16 protein-coding genes are annotated in these 16047 nt (G+C 55.3%); 7 read left to right on the plus strand and 9 right to left on the minus strand.

Translation table 11 applies throughout. The features are described from left to right. From NT179_07405 to NT179_07425, 5 genes are all read right to left on the minus strand, one after another. A partial coding sequence (locus NT179_07405) for a hypothetical protein (protein MCX5721841.1) occupies positions 1–273 on the minus strand: 273 nt, incomplete at its 3' end. Continuing rightward, on the minus strand, positions 270–1526 hold the full coding sequence (locus tag NT179_07410) for a hypothetical protein (protein MCX5721842.1): 1257 nt from the start codon (positions 1524–1526) through the stop codon (positions 270–272). The genes NT179_07405 and NT179_07410, both read right to left, overlap by 4 nt. Positions 1527–1760: 234 nt before the next feature. Continuing rightward, positions 1761–2024, minus strand: coding sequence for a hypothetical protein (locus NT179_07415; protein MCX5721843.1), 264 nt, complete (start codon positions 2022–2024; stop codon positions 1761–1763). A 193-nt stretch (positions 2025–2217) separates the two neighbouring features. Beyond that, the gene (locus NT179_07420; GenBank protein ID MCX5721844.1) at positions 2218–3207 is read right to left on the minus strand and encodes a replication initiation factor domain-containing protein; all 990 of its coding nucleotides are present in this window, start codon (positions 3205–3207) and stop codon (positions 2218–2220) included. A gap of 39 nt (positions 3208–3246) precedes the next feature. Beyond that, entirely contained in the window at positions 3247–3501 is a 255-nt protein-coding gene (locus tag NT179_07425; protein ID MCX5721845.1) for a helix-turn-helix domain-containing protein, read from the minus strand. A 393-nt stretch (positions 3502–3894) separates the two neighbouring features. Here NT179_07425 and NT179_07430 point away from each other — a divergent pair, with 393 nt between their 5' ends. From NT179_07430 to NT179_07450, 5 genes are all read left to right on the plus strand, one after another. Further along, positions 3895–6312, plus strand: coding sequence for a DEAD/DEAH box helicase family protein (locus tag NT179_07430; GenBank protein ID MCX5721846.1), 2418 nt, complete (start codon positions 3895–3897; stop codon positions 6310–6312). 26 nt (positions 6313–6338) lie between these two features. Then, the gene (locus NT179_07435; protein MCX5721847.1) at positions 6339–7847 is read left to right on the plus strand and encodes a putative DNA binding domain-containing protein; all 1509 of its coding nucleotides are present in this window, start codon (positions 6339–6341) and stop codon (positions 7845–7847) included. A 92-nt stretch (positions 7848–7939) separates the two neighbouring features. Continuing rightward, positions 7940–9475, plus strand: coding sequence for a class I SAM-dependent DNA methyltransferase (locus NT179_07440; GenBank protein MCX5721848.1), 1536 nt, complete (start codon positions 7940–7942; stop codon positions 9473–9475). Beyond that, the gene (locus NT179_07445; GenBank protein ID MCX5721849.1) at positions 9472–10656 is read left to right on the plus strand and encodes a restriction endonuclease subunit S; all 1185 of its coding nucleotides are present in this window, start codon (positions 9472–9474) and stop codon (positions 10654–10656) included. The genes NT179_07440 and NT179_07445 overlap by 4 nt, the downstream gene beginning before the upstream one ends. 33 nt (positions 10657–10689) lie before the next feature. Continuing rightward, positions 10690–11553: a hypothetical protein gene (locus tag NT179_07450; protein ID MCX5721850.1), complete on the plus strand. Its 864-nt coding sequence runs from the start codon at positions 10690–10692 to the stop codon at positions 11551–11553. 553 nt (positions 11554–12106) lie between these two features. Here NT179_07450 and NT179_07455 read toward each other — a convergent pair. The 3 genes from NT179_07455 to NT179_07465 form a co-directional block, all read right to left on the minus strand. Then, positions 12107–12292: a hypothetical protein gene (locus NT179_07455; GenBank protein ID MCX5721851.1), complete on the minus strand. Its 186-nt coding sequence runs from the start codon at positions 12290–12292 to the stop codon at positions 12107–12109. A 12-nt stretch (positions 12293–12304) separates the two neighbouring features. After that, the gene (locus tag NT179_07460; GenBank protein ID MCX5721852.1) at positions 12305–12778 is read right to left on the minus strand and encodes a hypothetical protein; all 474 of its coding nucleotides are present in this window, start codon (positions 12776–12778) and stop codon (positions 12305–12307) included. A gap of 412 nt (positions 12779–13190) precedes the next feature. After that, positions 13191–14024: a DDE-type integrase/transposase/recombinase gene (locus tag NT179_07465; GenBank protein MCX5721853.1), complete on the minus strand. Its 834-nt coding sequence runs from the start codon at positions 14022–14024 to the stop codon at positions 13191–13193. A 112-nt stretch (positions 14025–14136) separates the two neighbouring features. On the opposite strand from NT179_07465, the gene NT179_07470 reads away from it, so the two are divergent. Then, complete coding sequence (locus tag NT179_07470) at positions 14137–15279, plus strand: ImmA/IrrE family metallo-endopeptidase (protein MCX5721854.1); 1143 nt, start codon at positions 14137–14139, stop codon at positions 15277–15279. A gap of 9 nt (positions 15280–15288) precedes the next feature. Next, entirely contained in the window at positions 15289–15771 is a 483-nt protein-coding gene (locus NT179_07475; GenBank protein MCX5721855.1) for a hypothetical protein, read from the plus strand. Here NT179_07475 and NT179_07480 read toward each other — a convergent pair. Beyond that, a complete protein-coding gene (locus NT179_07480; GenBank protein ID MCX5721856.1) occupies positions 15768–16007 on the minus strand; it encodes an RNA-binding protein in 240 nt (79 codons plus the stop codon). The two genes, NT179_07475 and NT179_07480, sit on opposite strands and share 4 nt — an antisense overlap. Positions 16008–16047: the final 40 nt, after the last annotated feature.

The following is a 16047-nucleotide window of genomic DNA, read 5'->3' on the forward strand; positions in this document are numbered from 1 at the left end:
GGACCCCCACCGGACAAACGGCACCGACTGCAACAGGAACCGCACACCCATCGCACTGGCAATAATGGCCATGGCTTGCGACATGCCTGTCGCGCCCAGTACCCAGGCATATTGATCGGCAATCACCGGCACCGTTAAGCCACCGGTTCCAATCGACGTGAGGATCGTATCGACCGGACCGAGCAGCGAATCCCAGCCCAGCAGCCAGATGTCTTTGAAGCTGGCGATCATATCCAGGAGGAAGCAGTAGATGAGATTCAGGAGCCCTGTCATTTTGACCCCACAAAGACGATGCGATAGGCCACGAATCCGGCTATCGCGATGATGATGGAGCGCAAGGCTGTGAGCATGCCGGCCCAGGCGCTGAAATCCAGGGTGAAATTGCCAAACAGCGTCGAACTCAAGGCAAAGGAAGGGAGCGCACTAGGCCACGTCAGATTTTTAAGCAGAGTCAGCGCCGACAACAGGCCACTGCCGGCCCAGAGATCCATATGGACTTGTAAAATTCCCCCGAACGATCGTTGTTCGTGATTCCCCGCCGCGCACGACGTCGTCGCCGCCTCGGTGGCCGTTTCCGTCGAAGTGGCCGTGGTCGACCCATCAGGATTGGTGGTCGTGGTCGTGGTTTTGGTCGCGGTCGTCGTCGTCGGCTGCGTAGAACTTGTGGTGGTCGTGGTTCCAGCCGGAGGCGTCGCATTGGGGTTCACGACCACATCGGTCGGCGCCACTTGCGAAGCCGGCACGACATCCGTCGTCAAGCCCGCAGACGGAACGGGGATCGAACTCGTGGCATTCGCAGGAGTCGGCGTACCCTGAGACCCGACCGGCAGGGTATTGGATTCCATCGAATTGGCATTCGAAGGCGCCAGGCCCCCTAAATAGTTCTGAATATCCGTTGTAGTCAGTGGAGCCGCGGGCGCCAACACCGCAGAACTTGAATCGGTCGTCGTGGCGTGCAGCGCTTGACATCCCGCTGCATTCCCATACGAATACCACCCCGCCCAGCCTGCGGGCACCGGGCCCACGTTCGCCGTGCCCGCACACCCAGGACTTGCATCAAACGGCGGATGATTCGGCACACGAACCGACCAGCCAGGGCCACCCCCAAAATAACAATTTGAGCAGAACTGAATCGTCCCACCAGGAGGCAGGGTATACCCTGGAATCGTGTACGTCGCCGGTGGAGCTGCCGCCGTTTTAATCGCGGCGACTTTCGTGGAGTCGTAGTAGACCATGGCCAACGTCATACCCACGGCGATTCCCAAGAGCGGCCACCCAGCCGACGACGTGACCACACGCACGGCCACCGACCCAGCCGTGGATGCGGTCATGGCACTGCCGAGGGCGGACAACGTCGCCGCCCTGGAGGCGGTCATCATGGCCGTGACATTCGCGGCCGTGGCCCGGCGCACGTACCCGGTCATGGATTCTGCGCCCGTGAACGCAGAGACCGGCAGCACGACCAGATAGCAGGTGAGCAGATCCACGAACCCGAGATACAGCGCCAGTTTCAGCCTTTGCCGCATACGATCCCCACTACGAAACAGAGGATAAACAACGCCGAAAACTCCAACTGATTGACGAGCGTGAGATCCGTCCAGACCATTGCGATCCCTTTGTGCGTTTCTTGTGGACGGCGTCCCGCGCGGAAGGTCCGCCGTCCCTCACCAGTCCAGGAGCAGACCGGAGAGGAAGGCCATGAGTAGGACCGTGATCATCGTGATGGTGAGGTCCACTGGCCTTCCTCCCGTGGTCGGGCCTTACTTCAGAATTTCCAGCCCGACGAGATCGAAGAAGATCTTGCCGGTTTGCTCGAACTTCCGAATCTCTACCGACGCACGCGCCTGTTTGCCTTCCGACTGCTTACAGATCTCGATGAGGCTGTGATGCTCTTCCGGGATGCTCAGCCGCAGGTTCCCCGGATCTTTGCCCTTCACATAGAGATCCATCGACCGATAGACCCGGTTCTCCTTGCCCTTCCGTTCGACATACCCCTGCACACTGCCTTCGGCTTTGACCATCATGATGCGGCCCTCCTGGTTGAGATGACGGGTCAGTGTTCTGTCTGACCCAGTGACCCCGGCCCAATGACCGGGTGTTTTTGTGACCAACGTAAATTCTGTCTTGCACTCCTGACAGGTAAGCACCAGCGCCCCTGGCTCCCATCGGCACCCGCAGCCTCTTGCTCCACAGCCTGGACACATCGGTGTTCCCTCCTTAGATCGGACGAAGCACATAGGGGCGCTTACTCCTCCCCTCATTCAGCATGGCGAGGTGCCGCGCCTTCCATTTTTTCGAGCCCGCGTAAATCAGTTCCCGGAGGAAAGCTTCACCCCGTCGGCAATAGGCTAGGGCCAGCATCGCGCTGATGGACTGGCCGAGCCACTGACACACGTCATCCAGCGTCTGCTGGACCTTCTCCACCACGAGCCGGCAACGTTTGAACCCTTCGGTCAACGAGGCCCACCACGAGAGCAACGGTGCCCGGTACTTCTCCCAGGGTTCTGCCTCGTGGGTCGTCTCACGGAAATCGACATAGGAGCGCAACACGCCGACGAGGAATTCCCGCCAATCGTCCGGCTCCAGCGTGAGCAAGGCTTTGGCGCAGGCTTGTGCGCGATCTTTTTTCAGTTCGAGCTCCCATCGGACGCCATAGTCTTTTGCTTCGGCTCGGTCTTTCTGTTCGAGTTCCAGTCGTTTGTCATAGACACGCAACATGGTTTGACTCTCCCGACTGCCGAAGTAGAGGGTGTCGCCAGTGGAGGAGCCATTTCGGAGCGAGGACCCGGCAATGACCTGGAACTTCTGTGACCGCGTTACGGCCTGGCCTGCGCCCACGGCCTGTTTGACCTGTGCGATGGAGACCAGGGCTGCTCGATCATCCAGGGCCACATCCATCCGGGTAATGTGTCCCTCGCGAGCAAAGATCCAAGCCAGAACGCTGCGGATTTTTGCTTCATCCCAGGTCGAGACGATCCCGGCGGACAGATCGACGTGGACTTCTTTGGCATTGCGATGGGCACCCGTCCCGAGTTTGCCGACGCCGTGTCGGCCTTGATTGGTGAGCCAGCAGGTGGGATAGCCACGAAAGCCCGTCGTCGTCTCGAACCAGTCTCCACCGACGACGGCACTCATCTCCTCGACCGTCGCCTGAGGGACAGTGAACGCGAGCCAATCAATGGTTGCGGTAAAGATGCGGTCGTCCATAAACGGTCCTTTCCTTCCTCTGCTATGCGAGCCCCCGTCTTACCGTCCGGGGGCTTTTGGCTGTGCGCGCCGCCGGCTCGTGCCGGCGGTCGCGCGCCGCTTGGTGCACTGACTGTTCGGCATGGCCTTAGCTCGCGCCTCCATGGCCTGGCGGACCTGCTGCAGATCGAATCGAATGGTGCGGGCGATTTGGGCCCCGGGAATTTCTCCCGACCGATACGCGCGGTAGACGGAATCCACACTGATGCCCAATTCCTCGGCGAGTTCTTTCACAGATAACAGCGTGCGCTTCATGCGAGGATCTCCTTCCGATGATGCTCGTGACGGTGCTGACCTTACCGGTGGGAGCGGGTGAAATGAATTAGGCAGTTTGCGGCAGCTTGTGGCAGTTTAGGGCAGTTGACGCAAAGGCAGCGGGAAAGGAGAAATGCAACTCCGATGCGATAGCCAGAGGAAGCCTAAATGTCGAGAATGAAGGACGAGCAGGTGTCTACGAGGCTGTCGAGGGCGCAAAAAAGGAAGAGAGGGTGGCAAAAATCGATCTTTCCCTGCCGATGACTACAGGATTGAACGTAAGTGACGAAGATGAATGGGTCCATTTCTGTCTTCCTCCTAAGTGGGGTGCTTTCTCGCGGGGAAACGGGTATTCTGCGGCACCACCTCTGAGACTGAGGAATTCGAGCGACAATGAGCCAACCTGAAGCCTTCTCCCGCATCCTCATCGACAAAGCCTTAGAGTTCAGCGGGTGGGATTTGCTGAAGCCTCAGCAAGTCCAATTCGAGCTGCATACAGGGAATGGGCGAGCGGACTACCTGCTCAAAGACAGCCTCGGCCGGGTGCTCTGTGTGCTTGAAGCGAAGCGCGAAGGCCTCGACCCTTACGACGCAAAAGAACAGGCCCGTGGGTACGCCGAAAATCTCAACGCTCCGTTTATCATTCTGTCCAACGGTCGCGAGCATTGGTTTTGGAACTACGAGCGTGCCGACCAGCGTGATGCCTACCGCATCGAGCGTCTGCCTTCGCGAGAAGACCTCGAACGGATCCGGTTAAAGAATCTTCAGCCGCCGCGCCCCCTCGAAAGTGAAATCATTGCGCCCGAGTATCTCCGTCATCTCAAGCACGACCTCACTCTGAGGCGCTACCAGATTCGGGCGATGGAAGAGATCGCTCGCCTGTTCGATACCAAAGGTCTTCGGACGTTCCTCCTCGAAATGGCCACCGGCACCGGTAAAACGTTGCTTTGTGCCGCACTGATCCGCCAGTTTCTGATGAGCCGCAATGCCGAGCGCGTCCTGTTCATTGTGGACCGCATCGAACTTGCGAAGCAGACCATTGAGGACTTTGCTGTCGTGTTGCCGGAGTTCAAGCCGGTCATTTATAAGACGGCCCGCCGCACGGGTGAACTTCTGGGTGCCTCGGTGGTCGTGGCCACCATTCAATCGCTCATGACCGACCGCCGCTACCGCGAAGAGTTCACGCCGTTCTACTTCGATCTTGTCATCAATGATGAGGCGCACCGCTCCATCTATGGCGATGCCCGCGAAGTTGTCCAATTCTTCCAAGCCACGCGCATAGGGCTTACCGCTACGCCCAAGGCCTACCTCAAGAACATCAACCTGGAACAATTGGCAGAAGAGAACCCCCAGGCCTTGGAAGCTCGTCAGTTGCGCGACACCTACCATTACTTCGGGTGCAAGCCGGGCTTTCCGACATTTCGCTACGATATCATCGACGCCGTGAAGGACCCCGAAGGCCCGTTTCTCTGCCTGCCTAAGATTTTCGATCTTCGCTCCGATATCACGACGAAGGCACTCGCCGAATCCGGCTGGGCAGTCGTCGTCAGCGAGCAGGAGGAGAGTTTTAAAGTCCAGGATTTAGAAAAGAAGATTTTCACGCCCACTCGCAACCGCCTCATGTGCGAAGCGTTTCTCAAGGAAGCGCAGAAAGACCCGGCTGGGGCCATCGGTAAATCCATCATCTTTGCGGTGAATCAGACGCATGCCACCAACCTCACGAAGATCTTCAACGAGCTGCAACCCGGCATTGCCTTGACGATCACATCGCGCATTCCAGAGGCGTCAGTGCTGGCGAAGGAGTTCCGCGACGGCAAACGCGCCGAGCGCATCGCGGTATCCGTAGACATGCTCTCCACCGGCTACAACTGCCGCGACCTGCTCAACATTGGCCTCTTTCGCCCGGTCTTTTCCCCGACAGAATATATCCAGATCAAAGGCCGTGGCACCCGCCTGTATACGTTCATGGTCGGCCACACCGCCTACGAGAAGTCATGCTTCTACCTCCTGGATTTTTGTGCTGTCGCAGAATACTTCGAGGAGCATTACGACTACTCGGTACCGTTGGAGGTTCCTCGTGAAAAGAAGCCGACCGTTGCCACTGGTTCCTATGCCCGGGGTGATGGTGGATACAGTGTAGTTGCCGAAGGTCAGCCAGAGCCTCCGTCACGGCAAAAACCAACGCGTGTGGTTCCGACGTGGGAGGGGATAGACACTCTTGTGAGCCATGAGGTCCGTATCGTTGGGCCCAATGGCGAGAAGGTGGATATCATGACCTTCCGTGGCGGCTACGAGCGCGACATCCAGGAGTTCGTTGAGAAGACGCCCGCGCTTAAAGCCGCCGTTGAAGCCGAAGACGACGACGCTATCGAAACCATTCTCAACGAGCGGTTCTACCATCGTCCGGAGATGTATTACTCGCCGGACAAGCTCATTATTTCCTATGGCGTTCCCGCAACGACACCGGCCTTCGTCTATAATGCGCTCGGTCGTAAGCCGCTGCCGACGCGCGAAGCCATTGTGACCGACACCGTGGATTCTATTGCGGCCCGGTTCAATCTCCGTTACAGCGAGCAGAAATGGGTGGACGCCACGGCGCAACTTTTGGCCGAAGATTCAACGGCACTCCGGCGCTTCATGGCTGGAGATATGACCCTGTTTACTGCCAGCCAGTTCAATCAGTTGGGCGGTGTCTCTGCGCTCGCTCGCTTCGAAGGCCGCGAACAGGTCTTCGAGGCTTTGCGCCAGTCTACGCTCGTCCGGCAGAGTGCATTGGCTGGGTCGCAACGTTCCTCAGGCCCTCATCCGTGAGGGGCTGATTCAACACGGATGTGCAGATGACTCAAACGGTACCACCACAAGCTCACCCTCCCTTCGATGACACGTTCATCGACGACCTTCTCCAATGGGAGGAGAGTAGCCAGTTCGAGTGCAAGCGCCTGGCGGGCAAGTTGACCTCCGCCCTCGAATCCGTTGTGGCTCTTGCCAACAGCGAAGGCGGCATCATCGCGCTGGGGTTCGAAGATCCCGACAAGGCCAAGGGCCGCGCCCGCGTGTACGGCATTCAGGAGAACCCGACCAACTGGGACGAACTTCGCCGACAGCTTCAGTCCCGGATTACGGAACCGAACCTGCTCCCATGTTCGCCCGTCGAGATAGGGTGTACGCTCCGTGATGGCACCAAGGGGTCGGTTGTGTTCTTGAAAATCGAGAAGAGTAATCGCATCCATTCCATTGTGGATGATGGCACATGGGTCCGTCTCGATAAGGGCAATAAGGAATTGACGGCGAACGAGATCAACGACTTGTCCTTTGCGCGCGGCACGATTTCTGTGGAAGCACAGTTGGAACCGATCGATGTGGAATTACTCGATACCGACTATTGGAAGCAGTATGCCCAGCATCGCCGGCTGACGCGCCCCATTGCCGAGGCCCTGCGCCATATCGGCCTGGCCAGGCCCGATGCACAGGGGAGGCTGCGCCCAACCCGTGCAGCCGTGCTGCTCTTTGCCGAGGAGCCCTCAGGCCTTCTCAGCGGCAAGGCAGCCGTTCGTGTGTTCCACTATCGAGGCAATCGAGTTCAGACCGATCCGCATACTAATTTGCTCAAGCCACCGCGAACGATCTCCGGCCCAATCATTCGTCAGATTCAGGACACCACGGATTACGTCGTGAGTGAATTAGCCAGCGGGGTGCAGATGGGACCGCTTGGGTTCGAGATCGTCCAAAGCTATCCCGTTCGTGTCATCAAGGAGGCCATCACCAACGCCCTGATCCACCGGGACTATCGTCTGCCTGCCGATGTGCATATCCGCATCTTCTCCGATCGCATCGAAGTGGAAAGCCCCGGCTTGCTGGCCGGTCCTGTCACTGCCGCCAATATCGGCACCATCGGGACTCATACCCGCAACCCCGTCCTGGTTAACCACCTCCGCGAGTTTCCTTCTCCACCGAATCTCGATGCAGGTGAGGGCGTACGGATGATGTTCGGTACCATGCAGGCGGTCGGGCTGTACCCGCCGCTCTACCAGACTCGTCCACAGGTTCAGCGTGAAGCGGTCATTGTCTTCCTGCTCAACGATCATAGGCCGACTGCCTGGGAGCAGGTGAGTCGGCATATCGATCAGCATGGCTCCATCGGCAATACCGAAGTTCGCAAGGCGATGGAAACCGACGATGTGCTGACGGCCTCCAAGCAGATTAAGAAGTGGCTGGAACAGGGCTTGTTGGTTATCCTCAACCCGGCAGCAGGTACTCGCGCCCGGCGTTATAGCAAACCGAACATGCCTCCCCCAATCCAGTTGTTTTCTACCCTCGAAGGAAAACAACGAAGAGGAAAGGCATAATGTCAGACAATCCAACGGCTTATAAAACTGTTGTTATCCGGATGGCCTGATTGGCCCGTAAAGAGCAACTCAGGAAGGATCCCAGAACACCCATGCGCACGCCTCCCGTACAGTCCGATTCAGTGGTCGCTCAGGCCCTTGCCACGCCCTCGAATTTCTTTTCCTCCGGCCTCCGGCAAAAGGTCGACCAGCTGATGAACATCCTTTGGGCTGGCGGTGTGAACAACCCGATGGATTCCATCGAGCAGATTTCCTATCTGTTGTTCCTGCGCCTGCTGACGGAGAAAGATAACGTTCTGGCGAGCCTCGACAAGAAATATGTCTGCATCTTCTCCGGCAAATGGTCTCGCTACGCCTGGGGCAACTTCGTCACGTTGACAGGCGACCAACTGTTCAGCGCCGTCCGCGACGCGATCGAAAAGCTCCACGAGCTTCCCGGCCTGACCGATACCGGCAAGCTCCTCTTCAGCCGAGCCACCCTCAAGATCTACGACCGTCCCACGTTGCGTGCCGTCATACAAGCTATCCATGGCATGGACTTGTCTGCCCACGACGGCCACGATCTCAAGGGCGACATGTACGAGTATCTTTTGAGCAAGCTGTCGGCCTCCGGCACCAACGGCCAGTTCCGCACCCCGCGCCATATCATCGACCTCATGGTATCGCTCGTGGACCCTCAGCCTGGGCAGCGAATCTGTGACCCGGCCTGTGGCACGGCGGGCTTCCTCATCTCAGCCTTCACCCACATTCTCCGGCAGCACACCAAATCGGCAGATCTGAAGCGCGGCCTCGCGGACGGCGGGATGCTCAAGCCTGCACAATGGAAGTTCCTCGAAGAGCATGCCTTCACCGGCTTCGACAACGACGCCAACATGGTAAAAATCGCCATCCTCAACCTCTATCTCCACCAGTTGGAAAAGGCGCGGGTCTCCATGCTGAACCCGCTCACCACCGGTTTCGGCGGCGCCTATCCAGGCCAACAGTTCGATGTCATTCTCGCCAACCCGCCGTTCGCCGGAAAGGTGCAGGACGAAAGCATTCTGTCTGATCTCAATTACAAACTGAACACCCGCGCCACGGAACTGCTCTTTCTCAAATGGTTCATCGATCATCTCGCGCCCGGTGGACGGGCAGGCGTCATCGTGCCCAACGGCGTGCTCTTCGGCTCAAACAACGCGGCTACGAGCCTGCGCGAATTACTCCTAACCGAATGCGACCTGCAAGCCGTCATTAGCCTCCCCAGCGGTGTGTTCAAGCCCTATTCCGGTGTCGGTACCGCCGCATTGATTTTCCAGAAGAGCAAGCCGACGCAAAGCGTCTGGTTCTATGATTTGACCGCCGACGGCTACAGTCTCGACGATAAGCGCACGCCAATCAACGCCAATGACATTCCCGACGTGTTTGCCAAATGGCCGAACCGCGAGGAAGGTCCGAACAGCTACCGCGTGCCGATTGAAAAAATTCGAGAGCATGACTGGAGCCTCGCAGCTGGCCGCTACAAGCTCATCACCGTTGAGGCCGCCATTCACGATTCACCAAGAGAAATTCTCGGTGATGTGCTCAAGCTGGAAAATGAAATCATCAAGCGTGGCAACGCACTACTTGCACAAATCAGTGGAAAGAAATGAAACGCTGGCCGACCAAGCCGTTGGGTGACGTTGCTCAAGTAACTGCTGGCAATCCCGCACCGCAGCGACCTGAAGACTTTGCAGAAGACGGTGTTCCTTTCGTTCGGATGCAAGACGTTGGCAGGCTGGGACAATCCACCTGCCTCGCTGAAACTAAAGACCGTCTTTCACCATCGGCATCCGTGAGACTGAAACGTTTCCCCGTTGGCTCAATCCTTGTTCCGAAGAGCGGTGCTTCCATTAGGCTCAACCATCGGGCAATTCTTGGAATCGAGGCTCATGTCGTCAGCCACCTCGCAGTCATCGTCCCGCGTCCATTGCTGAATACGCGCTTCGCCTACTATTGGCTCTGTGGAATTGACCTGTCTGGCGTTGCTCACCAAGCAGACCTGCCTTCGATGAAGACTTCGGAGTTAGCGAGGCTTCAATTACCTGTTCCTCCGCTGGCAGAGCAGGAGCGGCTGGTGAAGCTGCTGGATGAAGCGGACGAGTTGCGGAAGCTGCGCGTCCAAGCCGACAGTTGCACCGGCGCCCTCATTCCCGCACTCTTCCACGAAATGTTCGGCGACCCGTTTACCAGCCCCAAGAGCTGGTCTGTTGTGCGAATTGATGAAGCTGGAAAGGTGCAACTTGGGAGGCAGCGAGCACCAAAATATCAGACAGGAAAGTTCACACGTCCATACGTCCGTGTCGCCAACGTCTATGAGGACGAAATAGATGTTGGCGATTTGCTCTCAATGGATTTCGATAAGCGAGACTTTGCGCAATACCGGCTTGAGGAGGGAGACATTCTTTTAAACGAAGGCCAGAGCACCGAGCTAGTTGGCCGACCTGCCATGTGGCGGAATGAAATTGCCGACTGTTGCTTCCAGAACACGCTCGTCCGGTTTCAGCCAGACAGAAAGAGGGTTTTGCCTGACTTCGCGCTAGCCGTGTTCCTCGCTTATTTCCGAGGAGGCAATTTTGCCAACATCAGCAGCAAGACATCCAACGTTGCACATCTCGGTGCGGCTAGGTTTGCCAAAATGCCTTTTCCTCTCCCTCCACTCCCACAGCAAAAAGAGTTTGCCTCCCGCGTGTCCGAAATCCGCACCGTGCAAGCCGAGCAAGCCACCAGCCGCCGCCGTCTGGACGATCTTTTTCAGTCAATGTTGCATCGTGCCTTTCGGGGAGAATTGTAGGCTGAGATCCATGTTCGCTTGAGGATGGAAACGATGGGACACTTTACCTTAAATGGAAGAGTAGTGGCAGAAGTGAAAATCGCTCGAGTGCAGGGGCAAGCAGGCCTGGGTGTTTATCGCCTTCTCGTCCATGTCGATCTGATTTTCATGCGTATGCCAGAAGGGGAGGGCGCAATCCTCCACGGGCTTACAGGTGACTTGCAGATCGAAGGTCGCTATGTCGGCTCACTCAGGTTGTTCCAAGAATTTGGCCAATTTTCAATTGGGCCATATGAGGGTAGCTTTCCTGTTCTTCTCGTCGCAGATCTCAGCTTACGTCAACTCCAAGCTATTGAGGACCTGCGACAAGGAAAAGGGCTCACCATCGGCGTGAATGTCTCTATGACATGCTGGGGAAAACTCCATGGGGGAACTGGATTGCTTCGGGCGTCCAGTGGCTACCTGTTGCACCAAGTGAACCAAGGTGCCTGGATAGAAGTCCTCAATGAGCTTGGATACCGAAAGATCATGCTTCTTGAGATTCCTGAATTGGCAGAAAGTTTGGCGCCGGAACTGACGGAGGCGGTAGTTTATATCGGGAAGGCCCAGCAAGCTTTGCATAGAGGAGAGTATCGGGAAGCAGTCGGTTGCTGTCGAGATGTCCTGGAATCGCTCTCAACTGCTATGGGTGACAGTGACGTCCAAGACGCAGAGTTTCAGGTATTCTTCAAAGATGTTCGGTCAAAAGGCAAAGCAGCAAGACTCCGTCTCGTTCGGCGCGCTATGAAGATTCTTTCTCATCCCGCTCGGCATGCTGACGAAGTAGCAAGCCAGATCGAGTGGAGCCGTACTGATGCAACGGCAGTGATTACGATGATAGCAGCGCTGCTTCAACAACTTGGCTCTAAAAAGGTGTGAGCTTGCGCAAGACGCTAGGAGAGAAAACCGGGTCATTCTATTTTTCGCGTTTGAAATGAACCTTATCGGCGGCAGGTGGACTCGACCTTACTGCGATGTCGTGAGCGCGTCCAGGCGCGAAAAACGCGACATGGACAGATTGGGTTCCCACCTCGTTTGGCCCGTCTCGCCTGTCTCGCACGGCTATCCTGCAGGGGGCGTGTTCTGTTCTCCCAGACGTGCAGGCCATCGAATTTCTGATGTGCCGAAATAGCTTTCCCGCAGCCTGCTAGACTGAAAATTGACTAACGAACAGGAGGAGATAGGGCGCGGCCAAGCTGTTCTCCTTGCTCGTAGAGCCTCCACGATAAAGCGGGGGTCGCTCGATGCGCACAACGAGCGACAGCCTGGCCTCTCTCGTGCGAGCGTGAATGGCAAGGCCAGGCAACTACCCCAGCAGTTGATCCCCTATAGCAAGGCGATTGGAAAGTGTGAGTACAGAATCTGATGCCTACATAGAATGGTTCCATGTCTTTCTTGTGATCCTGGTGTGATCCCTACATCGAGACAACTCTTAAGTCCTGTCTGGATTTTTGTCCGTCCCTCTGGGTGGTGGGTCTGGCCATGGGTTTGGTGCTTCAACCTTTTGTATTAAGTCTTTTTCTGGCCTGTCCCATGCATCTCGGTGATCTTTCACGCGCTCTGCCTGCTGTGCCTGTTCTCTATCCTCTTTCTTTCTGTCTTCAGAGTCGGAACTCATGACAGTACCTCCTTAGTTAGTGAGGCCACGTGATTGTAGGACTTCCTTTTGGCTGCGCTTCAAAAGTCGAGCGTTGTGAGGGAGCTTTGTTTCCATTTTTATGAGTTCACTTTCTCTTGATTTTGTTGAGTGAAATTCTTTTCCAAGCTCTTCTGGCGGTTGAGCACTCTCAAGCCGCATCCAATAGTTCTCATAATCTCGTTTTGCTTCCCACCATTTTCCGCTAAGGGTGGAAAGCGACTCTATCGTTCCCTGGTAATTGAGGATTGGTGATACAATTGCGATCAGGGCCGACAAAGCAGAAAAGAATTTCCATAGGAATGGAAGGTCTCCCCAAATGGTCCAGGAAGCAACCGTACCAGAAGAGGTGACCGCTAAAAATACTTTTATGGTTCGTTCTCGCTTCAAATAACGCTGACAGAGGTATCTCCAGTACCGCACATTCATGTCTGCATCGAGCATGGCTTGCCAAAGATCTTTTCGCATCTAATTTCGCTCAATCACATTGAGAAGAGTAGTCAAAATAATTGGAGTGTTCAGCACTCGTAAGAAAAGCTACTCTTTAGTCTCATGCTAGTCAACGGCCTATGAAACGTGTCCTGATTTTCTAGTTCGGGAATCCTTTCTCGCCGTACGGTCCACAGCTTCCTGCCTGAGTGACACGCCCGCTCTAACCAATGTGCCAAGGTTGACCGCTTGCGCCGATCTCCAGGCTGATCTCGAAGAGGGAACCTCGTCTGACTTATTACTCAGCCTGTGTGTGCCGCGCCATCATCAGTCCGAGACAAGCGCATCCCTGTGCTGTTCGATGTGCTTGATGACCTTCTTCGGCAAAGCTCTTTCGGCGAGGCGCAGCTCATAGGTCATCTGCAGATTCATCCAGAATTCAGCGTGTGGGTCAGTTTGAATCGATCAACGCCACCAACTCTTCCAAGCTCCAGACATGACCGACAATACCAGCTTCCATCGCTGGCGTTACGCGCAATGTCTGATGAATCCGGCAGAAGTTGTAGTGCATGAAATAGATAGAAATCGCATATAAATGATTCTCGATCTTCTTTGAGAAGGCATTGGTTAACCGAGTGAAGCAACGAATACTCATGCGCATTGAGAGATTTTGCCGTTCAGCAAAGCTCGCCGAGGTATGTGCAGGGTCGGGATTGCCTATTACCCGATGGGTACGTGTTCCGCAGCATTCAGCCGGGCGATATCGTGTAGTGCCTGTCTGTGATGGCGCGGCATAAATCCTCTCAAGCATGGCATGGCCGGCATCATTCCCAAGCGCTTCCTCAATCGCTTGGAGATAGGCCTTGTGTCCATCGGTCGTGATCTGAACACGATGCTTGAGGCGATCCGCAAAATCCCTCACAAAACGACAGGCTGTTTCCCCGCTTCGATCTCCGACGAGCCATGAAACGATGAGTTTGGTATCAGCATCTATGGCCGTCCACGTCCAGACATCACCTGCAATCTCAGGGGCAGCAACAGCACACGGTACATTCTTCACTTTGGGATATACAAAACTCCAAATATCATCGAGTTGGATTCTTTTGCACGGCAGGTTATGCAGCTTTTGATCCTGATATTCGGAAAAGGCCTGTCCTGCATCTGCCAGCAGCTTGACGACGGTATTCTTGCTCGCGCCCGTCATGCGAGAGATTGCGCGAATTGAAACACCCTCAACCAGCATGCCGAGAATTTTGGCTCGCTTTTCTCTAGATAGCCTGTTCATGAGTCAAGCATATGACTCTTAATCTCTTAAGTGTCAAGCATAAAGGTCAGTTTGCCAAAATTGGCAAGTTTAGCCTTGACACGGTTTGGCTGTTTGGCATAGCATGATGGCCATGCACGCAGACAATAACTATAGAACACCAGGGCAACTCATTGAAGAGCTGTTGATTTTACGGGGGTGGTCTAAGCGTGTCTTGGCCATTGTGCTGGGGATTGATGAGACCGTCATTAGCAAGATCATTTCTGGCAAAAAGGCAGTGGATGCCGATTTTGCCTTGTTGGTTGGAGATGTTTTTAGTACTCCTGCTGAGAAGTTTCTTGAACTTCAAAAGGTATATGACCTGGCCCAAGCTCGCATCATCGCACGTCCAGATCCGGGCCGTGCAACTCGCGCTCATCTCTTTGGGGATTTGCCGGTTTCAGAAATGATTAAGCGTGGCTGGCTAGACGCTGATGATATTCGCAATGTGCCAAAGGTTGAAGCAGCTCTTACAAAGTTTTTCGGCGTGAACTCAGTTAACGAGATAGAAGTTCTTCCCCATGCTGCCAAGAAAACAAGTACGTTCACGCCTGCGACCTCCGTTCAACTCGCATGGATTTATCGAGTGAAGGAGATCGCAAGTGAGATGCTCGTTGCACGATATTCCACGGCTGGAGTACGTGATGCGGTGAACCGCCTTAACCTGCTGCTTTCCGCGCCTGAAGAGGCTCGTAAAGTTCCTCGCATTCTCGCCGAATGCGGCATCCGATATGTCATTGTTGAGTCTCTTACATCCGCTAAAATTGATGGCGTATGCTTTTGGTTGAATGACCACTCTCCCGTTATTGGTATGTCCTTGCGCCATGATCGGATTGACAATTTTTGGTTCGTCCTCCGACATGAGATTGAACACGTTTTGCGACAGCACGGGCAGGCTTCCATTATGCTGGATGCCGAACTTGAAGGAGAGCGCGCTGGCACTGGGCCCAACATTTCAGAAGAAGAGCGCGTTGCCAATGAAGCGGCAGCAAACTTCTGCGTACCCCAGCAATCTCTAGCACGCTTTATCGCTCGCAAATCTCCATTTTTCAATGAGCGGGACATTCTGGGATTTGCAAAGACCCTAGACATTCATCCAGGGCTCGTCGCAGGACAGTTGCAGCGCCAAACAGGTAGGTATGATCGCTTCCGTCAACATCTTGTGAAAATTCGATCTGTCGTCGCGCCGAGCGCCCTGGTGGATGGCTGGGGCGATATTGCACCAGTGGGAATTTAGGGGGAACCTATGGGAACAAAAAATCAAGAGAGACAGAGATTTATCCGTTTCTACAAGGAGCAGACGGGTAATAAAGAAGTTGATATGCATCAGGTCGCAAAGTTTGCAGCCCTGAATGGATGGAAGCTTCCGACCCCTCCCGATCCGCTCGATATGCTAGCCAAGGAATTTACACAGTCCGCACGCGAAGAAGTCCGATACGACAAGAAGACCAATAGGCCATATCGAGCGAACCATGCCATCGCTATTACACAAGGCAGCCAGCAGCTATATCTCTGGATTGATATTGATGAAGCTGAACGAAAGCCGATGCTTAAGAGCTTAGTCCAACGACGTGAACAGATGGTCGGTGATGCCTATCATCTCACCCTAGATGCTGATCACTGGAATAGCATCCATCAAGACGAAGAGCCTATTACTATGCCCCTTGATTTCTTGGACGATGTTAACTGGCGAAAGAATGGTCCTGACGAAGCAGCGAAGGCGAGCTAGCGGCTCTTTTCCCACCGTGCATTAGCGGCGATCCTCGCAATTTCAACTCGCTGCTCAGGGGGTAAATTCTTGGCCCGAGCCGCACCACCTTTGAGACCTCCAATGCGCCCCAATTCAGAGGCGGCAGCATTCTTGCCATTCTCCACCTGATCCTCAGTCTGACCTGTGGCTATGTCGCCTATGAGCTTCGCGAGCTGTATGGGATCGCGTGGGCGCTTCTTGCGTTTGACTGCCATGCGGAAATGATAGCATGGTGCGAAGCTTAAATCTTAGAGG

The sequence above is a fragment of the Nitrospirota bacterium genome, from assembly GCA_026387665.1.
Lineage (GTDB): Bacteria > Nitrospirota > Nitrospiria > Nitrospirales > Nitrospiraceae > Palsa-1315.